The organism is Ruegeria sp. CDSA033 (assembly GCF_059612305.1).
Map to the genome: position 1 here is coordinate 209,173 of NZ_JBXWQI010000004.1, position 19,395 is coordinate 228,567.

Here is a 19,395-nt window from a genome sequence, read left to right on the forward strand (position 1 = left end):
GAAGCATGACAATCGACACGCTTCTCGTTGCCAATCGTGGGGAAATCGCCGCGCGTATCATGCGAACCGCCCGGTCGCTTGGCCTGCGCACAGTGGCCGTTTATTCAAGCGCTGACGCTCGGGCACCCCATGTCGAACTTGCTGATGAGGCGGTCTGGATCGGTGAAGGGCCGATTGGTGCCAGCTATCTGAACGTAGAAAAAATCATTGCTGCGGCTCAGGAAACTGGGGCAAGGGCGATCCACCCGGGCTATGGGTTTTTGTCCGAAAATGCGGGTTTTGCAGAGGCAGTCGAGGCCGCGGGTTTGACTTTTATCGGACCCGATCCCGAAGCGATCCGGCTGATGGGCGACAAGGCCGTCGCCAAACGCCTTATGATTGGCGCGGGCGTTCCCTGCGTTCCAGGGTATGAAGGCGATGATCAATCGGGTTCCGTACTGGTCGCTGAAGCGAGCAAAATCGGTTTTCCCATCATGGTCAAAGCAGCAGCTGGTGGCGGTGGACGCGGAATGCGCGTGGTCCAATCCGCCGACACTCTTTCTGCGGCGATCGCGCTAGCCAGATCCGAGGCCGAGAACGCTTTTGGATCCGGCGAACTGATCCTTGAGAAAGCGATCGGTGATGCGCGCCATATCGAATTTCAGATTTTTGCCGATGGGTACGGGAACGTAATTCATCTGGGCGAAAGGGAATGCTCGATTCAGCGTCGCCACCAAAAAGTCATCGAAGAAGCCCCAAGCCCGGTCATGACGACAGAGTTGCGCGCAAAAATGGGGGCTGTGGCGATTGAGGCGGCCCGTGCGGTGAGCTATCGCGGCGCCGGAACCGTGGAGTTTCTTTTGGAACCGTCCGGCGTGTTCTATTTCCTTGAAATGAACACCCGACTGCAGGTTGAGCATCCTGTGACCGAAATGGTCACTGGCATCGACCTAGTGGCGCTACAGATCGCTGTCGCGCAGGGTGACGCCCTTTCAATCTCTCAGGAAGACGTCACCATGACCGGCCACGCCATTGAGGCGCGGCTTTATGCCGAAGACCCCGCTAACGGATATCTGCCGGCAACCGGTCCAATTGATTTCTGGCAGGCTGCGACTGGACCAGGAGTGCGTGTGGACTCCGGCATTCAACAAGGGCAGGAGGTATCGCCTTTCTATGACGCCATGCTTGCAAAGATCATTGCGCATGGTCCAACCCGCGAAACGGCACGTGCGATGCTGATCAAGGCTGTGAGCGAATCTATTTTGCTGGGAACGGTGACAAATTCGCGGTTTCTTGCAGATGTGCTGCAGCACAGAGATTTTATTGCCGGCGATGCAACGACAACATTTCTGGATCAGACCTACCCCTGGGGCTTTCCTGCTTACCGGGTAACTGCGCAGGACGTCGCCTTGGCGGTTGCGCTGTTGTTGGATGCGGATCAGGCCCGCGCAAGGGCGGCGGCGGGCTATGTATCCGCCGAACAGTTGGGTTGGTCCAGCGCGGCGTTGCCGCCGTTCGCAGTGACGCTTGCCTATGGTGACGAAGAGATACAAACGCGCGCACGCGTCTGCCCCGATGGATGGACGGTATGGGTTGAGGGCAACGCGTATGATGTCTCGTTTATCAAGCGCAGCAGCGGGAAGATCCGGGCACGTATAAATGACAACACCGTCGACGCCACCGCACACATAACCCGGGACACGGCCCAGATCGCCATCGGCCCCGAACGTCTGACGTTTCAACGCCTGCGCCCCGGTGCACTGGATGCGGGAACTATCGCTAGCGGTCGCGTCACCGCCCCCATGCCGGGTGCCTTGGTCGAGGTGGCGGCAAGACCCGGTCAAGTCGTTTCCAAAGGCGACTGTCTGGCCGTTCTCGAAGCCATGAAGATGCAGCACCAGATCACTGCTGCCGTTGCAGGCGTCGTGACCTCTGTCCATGTTGAGGTCGGGCAGCAGCTGAGCGCGGGGGATGTGATGATCGAGATTGACGAAACATAGATAGAATTGGGTGTGCGTCGACCACCGCCGCTCAGACACTGCATCCGGGAACATCAAGCAGGCAAACACAAAATCGAGGGAAAAAACAGTGCAACAGGCAACGGATTTTCAGCAAGAAAGCGAAGCATTTTTTGCCATTCTGGCCGATATTTCCGGCGATCAATGGGAAGTACAAACCCAGTTCAAGGGTTGGACGCTGAACGATGTTCTGGTGCATCTGCACTATTGGAACCAGATGGCAGATCTGTCGCTTCAGGACCCCGACGCGTTCACTGCGCGCATTGGCGCGTTGTTTGTCAAAGCCAAGGCCGAAGGGCTGCGCGCAGCGGAGAACGAAGCGATCCTGCTGCGTGGGAACGAGCTGCGCGATTCCTGGCGGACACTTTACACAGATATTGGCACGCGTTGGGCCGATCTCGATCCAAAGCACCGGGTGAAATGGGCCGGTCCGGAAATGTCTGTACGCTCGTCGATCACGGCCCGCCAGATGGAGACTTGGGCACACGGGCAAGAGGTTTTTGACGTTCTCGGTATCGAGCGCGTCGAACAAGACCGGGTCAAGAACATCGTCATTCTGGGTGTAAACACGTTTGGCTGGGCCTATCAGGTAAACGGAAAACCTGTGCCCGAGGCGATGCCGCGGCTTGAACTGACCGCGCCATCCGGAGCCTTATGGGAGTTCGGTGAACCGGGGGACAATCGGATAACAGGCTCTGCGGTAGAGTTTGCACAAGTCTCAGCCCAAACCCGCAACATCGAGGATACATCGCTGAAGGTGGAGGGGCCGGTTGCTGCCGAATGGATGTCAATCGCGCAGTGTTTTGCCGGTGGTCGCGAAACGCCTCCTGCACCGGGCAGCCGTCACCGGGCTCGGGGCCCGCAGATCGCGTGAAAGAAGTTGAATATAAGACTTGAACCCGGCACAAAAGGAACCACCCGTACGACCGAAAGCGAAGATATGCTGCAGTTTAATGTGACAAAACTTGCATCTGGCCTGATCGTCGCTGTTGTCATCGGCTGGCTGCTGGTGCTGGGCAAAAGCATCCTTCTTCCGGTGCTTTTAGGCATAATCGGAATATACATTCTGGACTCGACCGCCTCGACAATCGGTCGTGTTCCGGGGTTGCGCCACATTCCACGCCGCGGGCGCCGTTTGCTTGCGCTGCTTGCCATTTTTCTAACGTTGGTTCTGATAGGGGTCTTTCTTGAGGCAAACGCGCAAGCGGTCGCCCAGAATATTCCGCGGTACCAAACCAACCTAAAAGCGCTGGTTGACTCAGCAATGGCAATTTTGGGTGTCAAAAAACTGCCAGACTGGTCCACGATCGAGCAGACGATTGCTGGCAAGTTCGATGTTTTGGGTTTTGTGCAGGGGACGCTTTCCACAGTGCAGGGTTTCGGGACGGTCATGTTGATGACAATCCTTTATATTGTGTTCATCTTGTCCGATCTGGACGATATGCCGGAAAAAGTTAGAAAGGCTTTGGGTGATGCCGAAACAGCTGACCGGTCGCTGCAAGTTGTCGCCCAGATAAACCAGAAAATCGGCAGCTACCTAAGCGCAAAGACCCTGATCAACGTCATTTTGGCTGTGATCTCATATGTGATCATGTTGTTGCTTGGCATCGAGTTCGCAATGTTCTGGGCCATATTGATCGGCCTTTTGAACTATATCCCATACCTGGGTTCCATTGTTGGTGTTCTGTTTCCCGTCATGCTGAGCCTCGTGCAATTCGGCGGCATCTGGCACGCCGGTGTCGCGCTGATCGCGCTTATGGCCGCTCAGCTGTTTGTCGGAAACTTCCTTGAACCCCGCTTAGTCGGAAACTCGGTGAACCTGAGCGGGTTTATGGTGCTGTTTTCGCTGACGATCTGGACCGCGATGTGGGGTCTGGCAGGCACCATATTGGCGATACCGTTGACTGCCGTGGTGATGATCATCTTGTCGCAAATCCATTCTACGCGACCGCTGGCGATTTTGATGTCAGAAAGCGGCGAACTTGACTGATTGCTCCAAAGCCCGGTTTTAGGTGTTTAAATAATTCGCCATCTTCGGTGCGCGACCGCCACCCATTGGCCGGGGTGACGGTCCGCTTGAAAGCCCTGGCGTTTAAAGCTTGATGCGGAATGCGGCGAAACCATCGGGGCCTTCGCCTGCGTCTTCGATCACCACTCCATTGACGTCGTTCATATAATCGCGCGCCTTGGGGCCGGTTTCGAAAAGCACCGTGGTATCTGCCAGCGGGGCGAAGGACCAGTTGGCGTCCGCTTTTGGATCGATTGTACCCTGCTCAACAATATAGCGAACGATGACGTCGCGGTTTGTATCTGGGGCTTCGAAGACAATCGTGTCGCCCAATGCACCCGGGAAGGCACCACCGCCAGACGCGCGATAATTGTTGGTGGCGATTATGAATTCCATGTCATCCGTAACCGGCGTGCCGTTGAAGGACAGGTTCACAATCCGTGCCGCGTCTGGGTTCACTTCTTCGCCTTTTGGTCCAAATCGCGAGGGCTGCGACAGGTCGATCTGATAGGTCACGCCGTCCATCACATCAAAGTTGTAGGATGGGAACTCTGGGTTCAGCAGGATTGCGTCGGCCGAGCCCGGTTCAACTTGATTGAACATGCCTGCCGAACGCTCCAGCCAACCCCGGACCTCCGCGCCGTTCACGCGAACCGCCCGCACTGTGTTCGGGTAGAGATACAGGTCAGCTACGTTTTTGATGGCCACATCGCCCACTGGAACGTCGGTATAATACTCTGGCCCACCACGGCCACCGGCCTTGAACGGAGCGGCGGCTGATAGGATGGGCAGGCCCTCGTGCTCGGTGCCCTTCATCATCTCTTCAACATACCATTTTTGCGCGATCGACACGATTTGCACCGACGGATCATCCGCGACGAGTGCGAAATAGCTGTGCAAAGGCGCGGACGTCTTCCCTACGGCGCGGCGAACATATGCCAGTGTTTCGTCGTGATCCTTGGCAACCGAATCCAGAACTGTCTGGTCGTCGCCAACCAGCGCGGTGATTGAGCGATCTTCGTTGCGCTTTGAGATCGGGCGCGCCTCGGATGTCGTTGTTACAACGCGCCATTCATTCCCGTCGCGTTCCAGTAACAGGTCCAGCAGACCCAGATGCGAGCCCCAGAATCCGCCCATGACTGCCGGTTTGCCCATAAGCGTGCCTTTTTCGACGTCGATACCCGGGCGATCCGCGAAAGTGGGCGAGGGGAAGACCAGATGATTGTGGCCCGTGACCAGCGCGTCGATACCATCGACGCCGGCCAGCACGACCGAGGCGTTCTCCATCCCATCAGTGTAATCGGCCTCACCGATGCCCGAATGCGATAGGGCGATGATCAGGTCGCAGCCTTGCTCTTGCATTTCTGGCACATAGGCTTTCGCGGTATCGACGATGTCGCGGGCCTGAACGTTGCCTTCCAGGTGCTTGCGGTCCCAATTCATGATCTGAGGTGGGGTAAAGCCAATGACGCCAATCTTGATTGGATGCTTGTTGCCGTCGCCCATTTCAATTTCGCGGTCGAGAATGGCGTAAGGCTTGACCAAGGTCTTATCGTCGCGTGGCCCCGCGCCTTGTTCCTTGGCAATATTGGCCAAAACGACCGGGAAATCCGCACCGGCGAGTGACTTTTCCAGAAAATCCAAACCGTAATTGAACTCGTGGTTGCCCAAAGTAGCGGCGTCATAGCCTACGGTGTTGAATGCGGCGATGATCGGATGGCTGTCGCCTTCTTTCATACCACGCTCATAAGCGATGTAATCGCCCATCGGGTTGCCCTGCAAAAAGTCGCCATTATCCACCAGCAACGAGTTGGTTGCCTCTGACCGAATGTCATTGATGATCGATGCGGTGCGCGACAGGCCTACCGTATCGCGCGGCTTGTCTGCGTAGTAATCATAAGGGAAGACATGCACATGGATATCGGTGGTTTCCATGATCCGAAGATGCGCCTGATTGTCGGCAGCGGCGGCCGAAAACGGGTGCAGGGTGATTGCGGCGGCGCTGGCCGTGGTTGTGGCAAGGAACTGGCGGCGAGACATCAAAAAATGGTTGGAGGAGGTCATTCGGAACCTTTCAATATGTTGGCTAACGCGCCTTCTGCATGGCTTACAAAACAACCGTGTGACACTGGTATCCAACGCGTTTGCAGCGGCGCGGCGCATGCGGGAATGTTTGGTACTGATGCCCATTGTGATCTGCTTACCCAATCATGGCAACATGTGTCGATTTGAGACGGTTGATTTTCGCGCGGTGCATATTGCGGAAATGGCGGCAGCCGCATTGGGGGAGAATGCTCCGCATCGTTTGCCAAAGCGACGTTGGCACAGCGGGCTATCACAAGCATCCGCGTTTTTTCGCCTGAGTGACGCAGATGGTAGAATCTGGTTGTGATAACAATCTTTATCTATAAAATAATGCGTAGCCATGAGAGTTTTCGAAAAGTATCTATAAAATGAAAAACACCGCCCCGCTATGGTCCCGCGACGCTGCTCAAGCTCTGTATGACCTTCCGTTGATGGATTTGCTGTTTCGCGCGCAGACAGTGCACCGCGAAAACTTTGATCCCAACAAGGTCCAGACATCGAAACTGCTGTCGATCAAAACGGGTGGTTGTGCCGAAGATTGCGCCTATTGCTCGCAATCAGCACGGAACGGATCAAAGCTGTCGGCCTCGAAACTGATTGAGGTTCAGCGCGTTCTGACCGAAGCCCGCAAGGCCCGCGACGGCGGGGCAACCCGTTTCTGCATGGGTGCCGCATGGCGCGAACCCAAGGACCGCGACATGGATGCGCTTGTCGCCATGGTCGAAGGTGTGCGCGAGATGGGAATGGAAACCTGTATGACCTTGGGCATGCTGGACGACAATCAGGTGGTCCGTCTGCGCGATGCGGGGCTGGATTACTATAACCACAACATCGACACGTCCGAGCGGTACTACCCCGAAGTCATCACCACGCGCACCTTTGCAGACCGCATTGACACGATGAACCGCGTGCAAGAAGCGGGCATCAAGGTCTGTTCCGGCGGTATCCTCGGGATGGGGGAAGAGGTTCAAGACCGTGTCGATATGCTGGTCACACTGGCCAATATGAACCCGGCACCGGATTCAGTGCCGATCAACATGTTGATGCCGCAAGAAGACACGCCTCTGGCAGACGCTAAACCGATCGATCCGATCGATTTTGTAAGGGTCATAGCCGTTGCGCGGATCATGATGCCACAATCTTATGTACGGCTTTCCGCCGGGCGCAGCGATATGAGTGAGGAATTGCAAGCCATGTGCTTCTTCGCCGGTGCGAACTCGATCTTTGTTGGTGAAACGCTTTTGACGGCAGAAAACCCCGAAGAAGACACTGACGCCATATTGTTTGCCAAGCTTGGGTTGCAGGTGGAAACATCTGCGGAAAAATCCTGTTTGGATGCTGCTGAATGAAAGCACTGAGTCGGTTGAACTCGATGCTTGAACTGTTGGACACCCGGCACCGTCGCCGGGTGTTGGCGCAGCCGCGCGGTCTGGACTTTGCGTCCAATGATTACCTTGGATTGGCGCAATCGCCATTCCTGCGCGAAGCCGCGCAAACGGCATTGGCGCAGGGCGTGCCGCTGGGATCTGGTGGTTCCCGTCTGTTGCGGGGCAATCATCCCGAACATGAGGCGCTTGAACACGAGGCCGCCGCCTTTTTTGATGCTGAGGCTGCTTTGTTCATGGGCGGAGGATTTCAGGCCAATCAGGCGATTTTCTCGACCCTTCCTGCCGCCGATGATCTGATCCTTTACGATGCTTTGGTTCACGCAAGCGCGCATGAAGGCATGCGGATGGGACGCGCCCAAACATGTGCTTTTGCCCATAATGATGTGGCCGCAGCGCGTCTGGCCATTGAGGCGTGGTTGGCAGAAGGCGGGTCTGGCCAAATCTGGATCGCCGTAGAAAGCATCTATTCCATGGAGGGCGACAATGCGCCCTTGGCCGCGCTGTCTGATCTGGCCTGTGAACACGGTGCCATATTGGTCGTGGATGAGGCTCATGCGACCGGAGTATTTGGCCCGAACGGTAAGGGTCTGGCGCATGGTCTCAAGGCTGAGTTGCTGACTCTGCACACATGCGGCAAAGGGTTGGGGGTTTCCGGAGGGCTGATTTGCGGCCACCGGGTGTTGATCGAAACACTAATCAACCGCGCACGTCCGTTTATCTTTGCCACGGCCCCATCGCCATTCGACGCGGCCCTTGTTCGCGCGGTTCTGCAGCATCTTCAAACAGATAGTTCGCTGGCCCTGAACGCCCTGTCCCGCATCCGCCACGCGCATGCCGTTGCACGTCAGATCGGAACACCCAAAGAGGCGCTGAACAGCCAGATTATCCCCATTATTCTGGGCGATGACGCCAAAACCATGGAAATGGCCGCGACGTTACAGGCCAAAGGTTTTGATGTCCGTGGTATCCGGCCGCCGACCGTGCCACGGGGCACGTCGCGCCTGCGCGTGTCGATCACCGGCAACGTGGACAAGGATGACATAAGCGCTCTGTTCGAAACACTGGCGCATCAACAGACGGAGGCGGCATGAGCGCTGTTATCGTCACGGGCACCGACACCGGCGTCGGAAAAACGGTTTTTGCTGCAGGCCTGACGGCCGCGCTTGGCGCAACCTATTGGAAGCCGGTGCAATCCGGGCTTGAAGATGCAACGGACACAGAAACCGTCGCGGCACTTTCCGGTGCTGAAATTTTGCCGGAAGCCTATCGCCTGAACATGCCAGCCTCACCCCATTTGTCAGCCGAAGACATGGGCGTCGAGATTTCGCCGGATCGGCTTGCGCTGCCGCAGGTCAACGGACCCTTGGTCGTCGAGGGGGCAGGCGGGATCATGGTGCCGCTGAACCGCAAGACCTTTTTTCTTGATGTTATCTCGGTGTGGCGGGCACCCGTGGTTCTGGTGGCTCGGACCGCATTGGGGACGATCAACCACACAAGCCTGTCCCTGATGGCCTTGCGGGGTGCAGGTTGCAACGTTTTGGGCGTAGCGTTTGTAGGCGACGCTGAGCCAGAGGTTGAACAGACCATCGCCGAGATGTGTCAGGTTACCTATTTGGGACGCTTGCCGTATCTTGAAACCCTGACGCGGAAAACGCTATCGGATGCCTTCCATGTGATCGACACCGCAACAATTCGGAGGGCTCTGTGACCGCTCTGGAGTTTGATGCCCGCCACCTTTGGCATCCCTATACGAATGTTCTGAACCCCGGTCCGATGCATCTGATCACCGAAGCCGAAGGGGTATGGCTGACCCGGGAAGACGGCACTCGGATGATCGACGCAATGTCGTCGTGGTGGTGTGCGGTGCACGGGCATCGTCATCCGGCCATTACTGCTGCGATGCAGGAACAGCTGCGGCAAATGCCCCATGTCATGTTCGGTGGCCTGACGCATCGACCCGCAATTGACCTAGGCCGCAAGCTGGTCGAGCTGTTGCCTGACGGGCTGGATCGCATTTTCTACAGCGACAGCGGATCGGTCGCGATTGAAGTCGCTTTGAAAATGGCCGTGCAGTTTCAGATGGCGCTGGGTCACACGGGGCGCACGCAGTTTGCGACCATTCGCGGCGGGTATCACGGGGACACATGGAAAGCGATGAGCGTCTGCGACCCCGAGAATGGGATGCACGGGCTGTTCAGTGGCGCGCTGTCGATCCAACATTTCCTGCCACGCCCGCCGATATCATTTGACCAGGAATGGACGGATGATCCAACCCTGAATGGGCTGGATGCTTTGGAAGAGCTGCTGGAAACCAAAGCCGATCAGATCGCGGCCCTGATCCTTGAGCCAGTGGTCCAGGGCGCGGGTGGAATGTATTTCTATCACCCCAGGTGGCTAAAAGGCGCGCAAGACCTGTGTAAAGCGCACGGAATTCTTGTGATTTTTGATGAAATCGCGACCGGGTTTGGCCGCACGGGCGAACTGTTTGCGATGCATCATGCCGAAGTGGTTCCTGACATCATCTGCCTGGGCAAAGCGCTGACAGGCGGCCATATTACTCTGGCCGCGACCGCCACGTCTGAGGATGTCGCGCGCCGAATTGGCGAAAGCGAAGCAAGCGTTCTGATGCATGGTCCGACCTATATGGCCAACCCGCTGGCCTGTTCTGCCGCGGTGGCCAGTCTGGGCCAACTATCGGTCAGAGATTGGCGCGCCGAAGTGAACGCGATCGCCGACCAGATGAAGCAAGAGCTTGCCCCCGCACGTGAATTGCCAGGCGTTGCCGATGTGCGCGTGTTTGGCGCGATCGGGGTCATCGAAATGGAGCAATGGGTTGATCCTGCGGTTGCGCATGCGCTGGCACCCGATACCGGCGTTTGGTTGCGCCCGTTTGCCCGCAACATCTATTGCATGCCGCCTTACATCATCTCTGCGAATGATTTGAGCCGTGTAACATCGGCCATGATCTCGCTCGTCAAAGGCATACCATGAAACAGCAGTGGTTATCGCGTTCGGGAACGGACGAGTTGATTCTGGTTTTTGGCGGTTGGGCGCTGGGGGCTGCGCCTTTTACTGGACTTACAGGTCGCGGCGATGTGCTATTCGTCGACGACTTCCGCCACTTTGACGATCCTCTGCCTGATATTGCGCAATATGACCGCGTCAATTTGATTGCCTTTTCTTTTGGCGTCGCATCTGCGGGCCACTGGCTGGCGCAAACTGGGTTTCGTCCCGATCGGCTGATTGCTGTCAGTGGCACGCTATGTCCGGCTGACCCCGAGCGTGGAATCGCACCGGATATGATCCGCGCCACGGCGGAAAACCTGACCGCAGCCAGTTTCGCAAAGTTCTGTCGCCGTGCCGGATTAAACGGGCCGGTTCCTGAAATTGATCTGGAGGCTGCGCGGGCAGAGCTTCAAGCCGTGATCGACCGTGGTGGCGCACCCGAGGTGGCATTTGACCGGATTTGGATCCCCCAACGAGACCGTATTATCCCGAGCCCCGCCCAAGAGGCGGCATGGGCGCACCAACAATCTGCCGTGCTTGGTATTGCCACCCCGCATGTCCCGTTTCGCGACGGTCAGAACTGGCAAGAGTGGGTCGCATGAACGTCCAGATCGCGGACCGCGTCCAGCGCAGTTTCAGCCGCAGTTTCCGCAGCTACCACGGCTCGGCCAGCCAGCAGGCCAAAATCGCGGATCGGCTGGTCCATGAGATGCGGGCCGGCGACGCGCCGCATCGTTTCGCGACCGGATTGGAATTTGGATGTGGCACAGGCCACCTCACGCATCGGGTATGTAGCGCATTCGATATTGGTCAGTTGACGATCAATGACCTGTCGCCCGAAGCCGCTGAGACCGCAACGGCCGTCGGTGCGGACTTTCTGTGCGGCGATGCCAAAATCGTCGAATGGCCGTTTCAGCCAAAGCTAATCACGTCAGCGTCTATGGTCCAATGGTTGCATGACCCTACAACCTTTCTGCAGCGCGCAGCGAATGCATTGGCTCCTGGTGGGTGGTTAGCGGTTTCAGGCTTTGGACCGGAACAGTACCGGGAACTGGTGAAAGTCGGCTCCACTGCCAAAGCGCCGGGCTTGTGCCGATCTGAAGATTTGGCCGCGGCGATCGAAGGCCAGTTAGAGATAATCAGTTGCGGCGAAAACCTTTCTGCTCTGCACTTCGATACGCCCCGAGGCGTTCTCAATCATCTTCGAAGAACTGGGGTCAACGGGCGCGCGCAGAAGGTATGGACCAAAACCAGTCTTGCCCAATTCACGGAACAATATGTCCGGCACTTTGGCGACGATGATGGCGTGTCCCTGACATATAACCCGACGTGGATCGTGGCCCGTAAACATGGCTGAGTCCCGCTACCAATCAATGCGCTCATAGGCTTCGGTCTCGATACACGAGATCTCAGAGCCAGGGTTGGTCAGTACCGCTTCGGCCATGACATCACCATCGTTGTCCCCGTCGCTTTGCGACTGATCCATGTGCCACGGCGCGGGCGGTTCAGCCTGTATTGTCGCGGCAAGCGTTTCGGACAAATCAGGGGCAACGTCTTTCGCAACTTCATCTGTCTGCCCGACGTCCAGTGTAAAGGGAATCTCTGAGGTCAATTGCGCCCCGTTAAATCCGGTGTCCGTCACCGAGATTTCCCCTTCGATTGCGCCTTCGAATCCGGGGGGCGGGGATATCTCAAGAAAGTCGAGATCCCAGCCAGACAGATCCGCCGAACCGCCATCTGTCATCAGTGAATTCTCACCGCTGATCAGCAGCGTATTTGGTGGCAGCCCTTCCAGAGATACGGCGGCCTGATCACTTGCTTGGTCCAGCTCGATAGCGACTTCGACCGTCCCGTTTTCTTCGACTATTGGTTGTGCGTCAGCCTGCAAAAGCTCGCGCCCCGTTGTGTCCGGCCCGTCCCATTCCAATTTCAGCCCCGCACGGCCGTAGTTCTCAAAATACCGAACTTCGATATCATAAGTGCCGGGTTCCAAGTCGATTTCTCCGGGCCGCGTCCGGAACCCATGCAGACCATCATTTTCCACGATCCTTATTCTGTTGACGAAGACGGCTACGCCATCGTCCGCACCGGCAAAAAATGTGTAGGAACCGCCTTCGTCTATTGTGATTTTACCTTCGAGTTTTGCCCCAAACGTATCCCTTGAACCGCCTTCCCAGAATGAGTTGCGACTGTTTTCGAAATTGATTTCAGGCACAAATTCCTGATGCGTCGGGTCAGCGGACCAGTCGATGTCGTCCAGCTTTGACAACCTGTTGTCCATGTCAAAATATCTGGCACGGAAACCGCCCACCATTTTGGCATCTGGTGAGGGCAGGTCAGCCTCAGTTACTTCGAAAGTCAGGTATTGTACGCCGTCGTGACTGCTGTTTTCACCGGTTGGCGTAGAATGATGCAGGGCTGCTTCGACCGTTCCCTCAAATTCTGGCGGCGGTGTTACTGTGATCATCCCACCTTGCCAGCCTCCCATCTCTGCGATCCCGTCCGTGTTTGCCGCAAATTCGGTTCCGCCAATCTCGACAATTGTTCCGGTGGGCAGACTTGTCAGTTCGAATGAGGTTTCATCGGTCACGCTGAGCGTTCCCATATCCACATCAATGGCCAGTGGCATGCCTGAAACGGTTTGGGCCTCGGACATGTCCGGGGCTGTAACCACCTCACGTCCGTCAAGACCTGGACCCTCCCATTCAAGCTTCAGTCCAGCCCGGCCGTAATTTTCGAAGTATCGGATTTCGATCGCATGTGTTCCCGGTTCAAGCTCAACTTCACCAGTTCGAGTTCGAAACCCGTGCAGCCCGTCATTTTCAACGACCGGTTGGCCGTTGATTACAAACATCGCGCCATCATCGGCGCCCAGAAAGAAAGTGAATGTTCCGCCTTGCTCAACCTCGATACTGCCATTGATCTGGACGCCGAACGTGTCTTTCGCGCCTCCATCCCAGAACGTGTCGTGACCGTTTGCGTAGTTGATTTCGGCCGTAACCTCTTCATGGGTCGGTTCTGCGGTCCAGTTGATGTCTTCCAGTTTGGAAAGACGATGATCAACGTCGAAGTATTTGGCGTGAAACCCTGACGAAAACGTCATCTCGTCCGTATCCGCCACATTGACCGTAAAGCTTTCGGTCTGACGTAACCCGCCTTCGTCAATCACCGTGACATCAACAGTGACCGAGGATGCCTCTTCATAGCCTAGTGCCACACCGGGTTTCAAACGCAGTTGATTGTCGATGACTTCGAACCGGTCATCCGAGATTTCGAACCTGTGGGTATCGCGCTGATCCGGATCCTCGAAACTGAGCTGCCCCGCGACCGCACCGTCGACATTTTCGGCTACGGTCTGCTCTGCTGCGGTCAGTGTGATGTTGTCAACCAAAGCGCCGTAGGTATCATTCTGGCCCTCAGGTTCGCGCAGTTCCAGCGTGTCCTGTCCGGTTCCAACAACCTGCAGCTGGAACGTTTCCCAATCTGCGGAGTGCGGATCCAGCTCCGCCACCAGATTGCCGTTCCAATAGACCTCGACCGTATCAGTTCCACCTGCGAGGCGCTCACGCAGGTCAATGCCCAGATCATAAAGCTGACCATCTTCTGTCTGGACCACCTGGGAAATACTGTCGACGCCCCGACCATGGTCCATTTCAAGCAGCTGATCGCCATCGGACGCTTTCGTACCGCCTAGATGATCCCAAATTTCCAATCCATGCGCGTCTTGCCAGGACCCGCTTTCATCCGAGCCAAAGCCTTTCCACTTGCCCTTATCCAAATCAAATTCTTCGAAACTGCCATTCTGAATGAGGTTTTCAGCACTGTTGCCCAGCACCAGACTCGTCGGACCTTCGTTCACATCCCGAACGTCCACTGTGAAACGCTCGGTCAGGGTGGACCCGCCAGCGTCCGTGACGGTAACGTCGACCTCTATCTGCGCCGCTTCTTCATGATCCAGCGCAATGCCGGGCTTTAGCTGTAACTTGCCGTCCACGATTTCAAAACGGTCGTCCGAGATGTCAAAGCTGTGCATATCCAACGCATCCGGGTCTGCGATCAAGATGTTTCCGATCACCGCGCCATTGGCGTTCTCGGCAACAGAAGTGTTGTCCAGCACCAGATCTGTCGGACCCTCGTTCACATCCTGAACGTCCACGATGAAACGCTCGGTCAGGGTGGACCCGCCAGCGTCCGTGACGGTGAAGTCGACCTCTATCTGCGCCGCTTCTTCATGATCCAACGCAATGCCGGGTTTTAGCTGCAACTTGCCGTCCACGATTTCAAAACGGTCGTCCGAAATGTCAAAGCTGTGCGTGTCCGATGCGTCCGGGTCTACGACCGAGATGTTCCCGATCACCGCGCCAATGGCGTTCTCTGCGACAGAGATGTTGTCTAGAGTGACCTCTTGCGGCGCGTTGTTTCCGGTCTGCGTGTCGGTTGGTATTGCCGGGACTGCATCCAGATTGGGTACGCTTGGCAGCTCCGGGCGAGAGGTCGGACCGCTTACATGAGTAATTCCCCCACCTTCGCTTGTTTGGGCCGCTGGACTTGCGACAATGAATGTTTCCACCCCGGCCGCGCTTTCGACAATTTTCATCGCCTCTGCCTTGGTGTTCTGTGCAATTGATCCAGCCAACGTGTTCGTTGAATGAAAGGTATGGGCGACAGGATCAGTGTTTGTGACGTTGCCGGGCTGTTGCGCATGCACGGTGCGAGGGCTCAACTCTTCCGGGGCACCCTCGTTCCGAGTGTTGCGTTCCAATGTTCCAGAGAACTGTTGGCCTGTGTGTAACGAACTGCGCGTCGGATCTTCGCTTGGCTCGACAACACTGCGGGAAAGATGAGAGGCGATCTCGTGTTGTTCGTCCATATCGGCCTGTGCGGACCTTGTGTGAAAATTCAGGTCGTTCTCTAGTTTACCCATCGCACAATTCCCCAAACAACAACTGATTCACCGTATTTGGTAACATGCGCTCGCCGGTAACGGGCAACTAAGAGATTAAATTTAAAGGAAAATCTTAGGAATGACGCGCCGTGGAATTTACGGGTCATAAACGGAAACCGACCACTCCTACTGAAACGATCAAGGGGTAAAAAGCATCATGGAACCGCGTGGATTTGTTGGTCGCATTTCGGCACCTCACTTTGATATCCCGCTTTGGGTTGCCTCTTTGACTATGAATATTCTGTCGCTTTTGATGCCTATTTCCATCTTGCTAATATTTGATCGGGTCATCCCGTTCCAGTCTACCGACACGCTGCGCGTATTGACGGTGGCACTGGTTATCGGTGCCGGTATGGAGCTGATGCTGAGACAGTGCCGTGCCGTCCTTTTGACAACCACGGCTGAGGGGGCAGCGGTCTGGAATTACCGCCGCTTTATGACCAAAGTTCTGAACGCGAATTCTTTGGCCTTCTCGCGCGAACCCGCCAGCAATTATGCGGAACGCTACGCAGCTATCGGCCAGTTGCGGGACTACCATTCGGGGCAGGGGCAAACACTCTCGATTGATCTGCCCTTTACGGTCTTGTTTGCGATTCTGATCGGCTTGATCGGGGGGTGGCTGATTTTGGTGCCACTGGGCGCGTTTGGCGTCGTGATCGTCTTCGCGGCGGCCATGAAGCGGGCGCAGTGGGCCCTGTTCAAGCGCCGCAAGTCCCTGGACACACGCCGATACGCGTTTTTGTCCGAGATTTTGTCAAACATGCCCACGGTCAAGGCAAACCGGATGGAGCCACAAATTGCCCGCCGATTTGAATTGCTTGAAGATCAGACCGTCGATCTGAGCAAAAAGCTGATCCATTTCTCGGGCTTTGCACAAAGCTTTGGAGCCATCTTTTCGCAGATGACTGTTGCTGCGATGGGGCTGCTGGGGGCCTACCTGGTGATCATCAACCTGATCGGCATCGCCGAATTGGCCGCCTGCATGCTGTTGAATGGTCGAATTATCCAGCCGTTGACCAAACTCATGGCGATGTGGGTTCAGTCGGAAAACTCTGCCAATTCACAAGCACGATTGAACGAAATGGAACAGCTTGAAATCGGGCAAAGGGTAGGGCTTTCCTACGATCACTTGGGTCAGATCATGGTTTCCGGTTTGTCCATGCGCCGTTTGAAAGGAGAGGGGAGAGCTTTCTCGCCCCTCAACATTCAGGTGGAGCAAGGGCAGGGCGTTTTGATTGAGCCCGAAGAAAGCTGGATGGTGGAAGCGTTGTTTGACGCAATGACGGGGCAGCGAGAGCCGGATGAGGGCAGGTTGTCCATTGGTGGCATACCGGCCTCACAGCTGATCGGGTGGCGCGGGCACGATGCGCTGGTTGCGCTCGAAGCCGAGCCCGCGATCCTGTCGGGAACACTGCTTGAAAACATCAGCGCTTTTGGTGACGCAGAGACCGTTGATCGCGCCAAGCAGATTGCCGTCGCACTTGGGCTAGAGAAACGCATTCACCGTTTGCCCATGGGCTATGCAACCCAGCTTAACACCGGAACCGGGTTTGAGGCCGACCCGGTGAACCGGCATCTCATTGCATTGACACGGGCCTTGGCGCTGCGGCCGCGGGTGCTTTTGATGAATGAACCAACAGCGGTTTTAGATACAACGGAACGCCAAGCTCTGGCGGATTACCTCCAATCCGTTTCACCGCGGCCCACGATACTTGTGGCAAGCCCGGACCCTCGGATGAGGCAGATAACGGACAGGTGCGTTCGCTTAAGTTCGCCAAACACCCTGGATCTGGCGGCATGGGCGGTGGACGCAGATCTTGAACGGACAGCCGCAGAAGCCTGGAAAAAGGGTGCCGCATGACCGTAATGAACACTCAGATTGCAAGCGGGTTGCTATTTAGACTGCTGTTGGCGGGTGGCTGGCGCAATAATGAAGACCGGCTGCTTGAGGCGTTTCCGCACGTGCTGGATCGGCTCCGCACGGATGACATTTTCGAGACGTTGGAAAACCTCAATATCCCCTACACGCAGATCAGATGTCGTGAACGCGAGATCACGGATCACGAATGCCCGGCATTGATCATACCGAGCAATGGTGCCTGCTACCTTGCGTTGGATAGGATGGGTGGCACGCTGCAAATCAGCGATGATCTGAATCCAGATCTGAACCACCTCAAGCCCGGCCGCCGATGGTGCACCGTCATCCGGATCGACCGCTTCACGCATCACCAGACAGACAGGCGGTTCACATCTGTCCGCTCGGCATTCGCAGAATTAGGCCCGATGTTGCCCTGGCTGCTGATCGCTTCGTTGCTGTCCAACATTCTGGGGCTTATGGCTCCCTTACTGATCATGGGCATCTATGAGCGGATCATCCCGTCGGGTTCTGTTAGTTTGCTGGTTTCGCTGATGATCGGTGTGGTGATTGTGGGGGCGTCAGACCTTTGCTTCCGCCATGCGCGCACGAGGGCGCTGGCATATGTTGGCTGGCGTGGAGAACGTCAGTTGATGATTGCGCTGTTTCGCAAACTGATGTCACTGCCGCTGAGCCAGCTCGGGAAAACGGATGTAAACCAACAGCTATCGCGTTTTCGCCAATTCGAATCCTTGCGCGATGCATTTACCGGGCAGGTCATGACGACCCTTCTGGATCTGCCATTCTTGGTGATTTTCTTTGCGGTCCTTGCATATCTCGCACCGCAGGTCGGGCTGCTGACGCTCGGCTTGGCGGTCTTTCTTGTCTTGCTTGGCGCAATCATCATCCCACACCAAAAACGGTTGGATCAAAAAACGGCAGAGGCCGCCGCCGCTAGCCAGTCGGGCGTTCAGGACGCTATTCTTAACCAGCGGGCCATTGCAAATCTTGGCATGCAAAACCAATGGTTGGACCGCTGTATGCCTCTTGCACAGCGCGCAGAAGCGGCCGCGCGCCGCAGCCGTCAGTTTCAGGCGCTTGCGCAATCATTGGCTCAATCCGTTACGGCACTTGCGACGATGGGGGCCATCCTCTTGTGCGCGCATGGTGCGTTGCGCGGTGATATCAATTTTGGTGCGTTGATCGCTTCGATTGCGTTGGTGTCCAAAATTTTGGCGCCGATTCAGTCTCTGTATTCCAGCTTCCCCCAGATCCTTTCCTTCCGAAGCATTCGAAATCAAGCGGATCGTGTCCTTGATCTTGGCGAGGAGATCGAAGTGGGGCTGGAACAAACGCACCAAAAAACTATATGCGGCTCGATTACGTTTTCCTCTGTCACGTACCGGCCGGACCCTTTGAACGCGCCTGTCCTTTCGCAAGCCAGCTTCAATTGTGATCCGGGCGAAGTGGTTCTGGTCATGGGCAGCGATGCGGCAGGTCGCACAGCGGTGCTGGATCTGATCGACGGCCTTTACGCACCTCTGGCAGGTACGATTGAACATGACGGCATCGACATTCGTCAGATTGCCAGGGACGAATTGCGTAAATCCATAACTTACGCCACTTACGACATGTCGATGTTCTACGGCACTATTGCCCAGAACTTTCGATTGGCCTCGCCGTCTCTTACTGATGACAACATTATGGCTGCTTTGACCGATATGGATTTGCTGGATGACCAAGGCCTTCTGCCAAAGGGCATCGACACTCGTTTGACCGACGGTGACCTGGCGCAGATGCCATCGGCAATCTTAAAGTCGCTGGTCCTTGCACGCAGCATGGCGCGCCCTTCTTCGGTCTTTCTGTTTTCCGAGCCAACCAACGGCCTGTCCGACCATCGACGGGCGTGTTTCAGAAGCTGGATCCGTGCGCAGCACGGGCGCAGGACTGTGGTCATAGCAACGGCGGATCGCTCATTCATGCAGATCGCCGACCGCTTCATCTTTCTGAATGGCGACAAGGTTGTCGTGAACAGCACAGGTGATACGGGGCGCAAGAAACTTCAGGCCGTATTGAAAACGCTTGGGAGGGCACAGTGAAATCAGGTTCTA

The 19,395-nt window shown here is 56.3% G+C and carries 13 protein-coding genes; 11 read left to right on the forward strand and 2 right to left on the reverse strand.

Annotation, left to right across the window (positions count from 1 at the left end; genetic code table 11):
* The first annotated feature begins 5 nt into the window (after positions 1–5).
* The 3 genes from AC2FLA_RS07855 to AC2FLA_RS07865 all read left to right on the forward strand — a co-directional run bounded on the left by AC2FLA_RS07855 (position 6) and on the right by AC2FLA_RS07865 (position 3,987).
* Positions 6–1,979 (forward strand): acetyl/propionyl/methylcrotonyl-CoA carboxylase subunit alpha, encoded by a 1,974-nt coding sequence (locus AC2FLA_RS07855; RefSeq protein WP_496721540.1) that lies wholly within the window; start codon positions 6–8, stop codon positions 1,977–1,979.
* An 88-nt stretch (positions 1,980–2,067) separates the two neighbouring features.
* Positions 2,068–2,871 (forward strand): TIGR03084 family metal-binding protein, encoded by an 804-nt coding sequence (locus AC2FLA_RS07860; RefSeq protein ID WP_496721541.1) that lies wholly within the window; start codon positions 2,068–2,070, stop codon positions 2,869–2,871.
* 66 nt (positions 2,872–2,937) lie between these two features.
* Positions 2,938–3,987, forward strand: coding sequence for an AI-2E family transporter (locus tag AC2FLA_RS07865; RefSeq protein WP_496721542.1), 1,050 nt, complete (start codon positions 2,938–2,940; stop codon positions 3,985–3,987).
* 102 nt (positions 3,988–4,089) lie between these two features.
* Here AC2FLA_RS07865 and AC2FLA_RS07870 read toward each other — a convergent pair whose 3' ends face one another.
* Positions 4,090–6,069 carry a bifunctional 2',3'-cyclic-nucleotide 2'-phosphodiesterase/3'-nucleotidase gene (locus AC2FLA_RS07870; protein ID WP_496721543.1) on the reverse strand — a complete coding sequence of 660 codons (1,980 nt, stop codon included), beginning with the start codon at positions 6,067–6,069 and terminating at the stop codon, positions 4,090–4,092.
* A gap of 389 nt (positions 6,070–6,458) precedes the next feature.
* Between AC2FLA_RS07870 and bioB the strand changes: the two genes are divergently transcribed.
* The 6 genes from bioB to AC2FLA_RS07900 are packed head-to-tail and all read left to right on the forward strand — an operon-like array spanning position 6,459 to position 11,841.
* Complete coding sequence (gene bioB, locus AC2FLA_RS07875) at positions 6,459–7,439, forward strand: biotin synthase BioB (RefSeq protein ID WP_496721544.1); 981 nt, start codon at positions 6,459–6,461, stop codon at positions 7,437–7,439.
* Positions 7,436–8,569 carry an 8-amino-7-oxononanoate synthase gene (locus tag AC2FLA_RS07880; RefSeq protein WP_496721545.1) on the forward strand — a complete coding sequence of 378 codons (1,134 nt, stop codon included), beginning with the start codon at positions 7,436–7,438 and terminating at the stop codon, positions 8,567–8,569. The genes bioB and AC2FLA_RS07880 overlap by 4 nt, the downstream gene beginning before the upstream one ends.
* On the forward strand, positions 8,566–9,186 hold the full coding sequence (gene bioD / locus AC2FLA_RS07885; RefSeq protein ID WP_496721546.1) for a dethiobiotin synthase: 621 nt from the start codon (positions 8,566–8,568) through the stop codon (positions 9,184–9,186). The genes AC2FLA_RS07880 and bioD overlap by 4 nt, the downstream gene beginning before the upstream one ends.
* Positions 9,183–10,469: an adenosylmethionine--8-amino-7-oxononanoate transaminase gene (bioA, locus tag AC2FLA_RS07890; RefSeq protein ID WP_496721547.1), complete on the forward strand. Its 1,287-nt coding sequence runs from the start codon at positions 9,183–9,185 to the stop codon at positions 10,467–10,469. Before bioD ends, bioA begins: the two co-directional genes overlap by 4 nt.
* Positions 10,466–11,086, forward strand: coding sequence for a pimeloyl-ACP methyl esterase BioG family protein (locus AC2FLA_RS07895; RefSeq protein ID WP_496721548.1), 621 nt, complete (start codon positions 10,466–10,468; stop codon positions 11,084–11,086). Before bioA ends, AC2FLA_RS07895 begins: the two co-directional genes overlap by 4 nt.
* The gene (locus tag AC2FLA_RS07900; RefSeq protein WP_496721549.1) at positions 11,083–11,841 is read left to right on the forward strand and encodes a methyltransferase; all 759 of its coding nucleotides are present in this window, start codon (positions 11,083–11,085) and stop codon (positions 11,839–11,841) included. The genes AC2FLA_RS07895 and AC2FLA_RS07900 overlap by 4 nt, the downstream gene beginning before the upstream one ends.
* A gap of 6 nt (positions 11,842–11,847) precedes the next feature.
* Here the strand turns inward: AC2FLA_RS07900 and AC2FLA_RS07905 are convergent, their stop codons facing one another.
* Positions 11,848–15,408, reverse strand: coding sequence for a PA14 domain-containing protein (locus tag AC2FLA_RS07905; RefSeq protein WP_496721550.1), 3,561 nt, complete (start codon positions 15,406–15,408; stop codon positions 11,848–11,850).
* Between the two features lie 178 nt (positions 15,409–15,586).
* On the opposite strand from AC2FLA_RS07905, the gene AC2FLA_RS07910 reads away from it, so the two are divergent.
* Both AC2FLA_RS07910 and AC2FLA_RS07915 read left to right on the forward strand, forming a co-directional pair.
* Positions 15,587–17,290: an ABC transporter transmembrane domain-containing protein gene (locus AC2FLA_RS07910; protein ID WP_496721551.1), complete on the forward strand. Its 1,704-nt coding sequence runs from the start codon at positions 15,587–15,589 to the stop codon at positions 17,288–17,290.
* Positions 17,287–19,383 carry a peptidase domain-containing ABC transporter gene (locus AC2FLA_RS07915; protein WP_496721552.1) on the forward strand — a complete coding sequence of 699 codons (2,097 nt, stop codon included), beginning with the start codon at positions 17,287–17,289 and terminating at the stop codon, positions 19,381–19,383. The genes AC2FLA_RS07910 and AC2FLA_RS07915 overlap by 4 nt, the downstream gene beginning before the upstream one ends.
* The last annotated feature ends 12 nt before the right edge of the window (positions 19,384–19,395 follow it).

Bases quoted from the DNA above. Each gene is read 5' to 3' on its own strand.
- AC2FLA_RS07865 (WP_496721542.1), top strand. From the start codon at position 2,938: ATGCTGCAGTTTAATGTGACAAAACTTGCATCTGGCCTGATCGTCGCT.
- bioD (WP_496721546.1), top strand. From the start codon at position 8,566: ATGAGCGCTGTTATCGTCACGGGCACCGACACCGGCGTCGGAAAAACG.
- bioB (WP_496721544.1), top strand. From the start codon at position 6,459: ATGAAAAACACCGCCCCGCTATGGTCCCGCGACGCTGCTCAAGCTCTG.
- AC2FLA_RS07905 (WP_496721550.1), bottom strand. From the start codon at position 15,408: ATGGGTAAACTAGAGAACGACCTGAATTTTCACACAAGGTCCGCACAG.
- AC2FLA_RS07855 (WP_496721540.1), top strand. From the start codon at position 6: ATGACAATCGACACGCTTCTCGTTGCCAATCGTGGGGAAATCGCCGCG.
- AC2FLA_RS07910 (WP_496721551.1), top strand. From the start codon at position 15,587: ATGGAACCGCGTGGATTTGTTGGTCGCATTTCGGCACCTCACTTTGAT.
- AC2FLA_RS07900 (WP_496721549.1), top strand. From the start codon at position 11,083: ATGAACGTCCAGATCGCGGACCGCGTCCAGCGCAGTTTCAGCCGCAGT.
- AC2FLA_RS07880 (WP_496721545.1), top strand. From the start codon at position 7,436: ATGAAAGCACTGAGTCGGTTGAACTCGATGCTTGAACTGTTGGACACC.
- AC2FLA_RS07895 (WP_496721548.1), top strand. From the start codon at position 10,466: ATGAAACAGCAGTGGTTATCGCGTTCGGGAACGGACGAGTTGATTCTG.
- AC2FLA_RS07915 (WP_496721552.1), top strand. From the start codon at position 17,287: ATGACCGTAATGAACACTCAGATTGCAAGCGGGTTGCTATTTAGACTG.
- AC2FLA_RS07870 (WP_496721543.1), bottom strand. From the start codon at position 6,069: ATGACCTCCTCCAACCATTTTTTGATGTCTCGCCGCCAGTTCCTTGCC.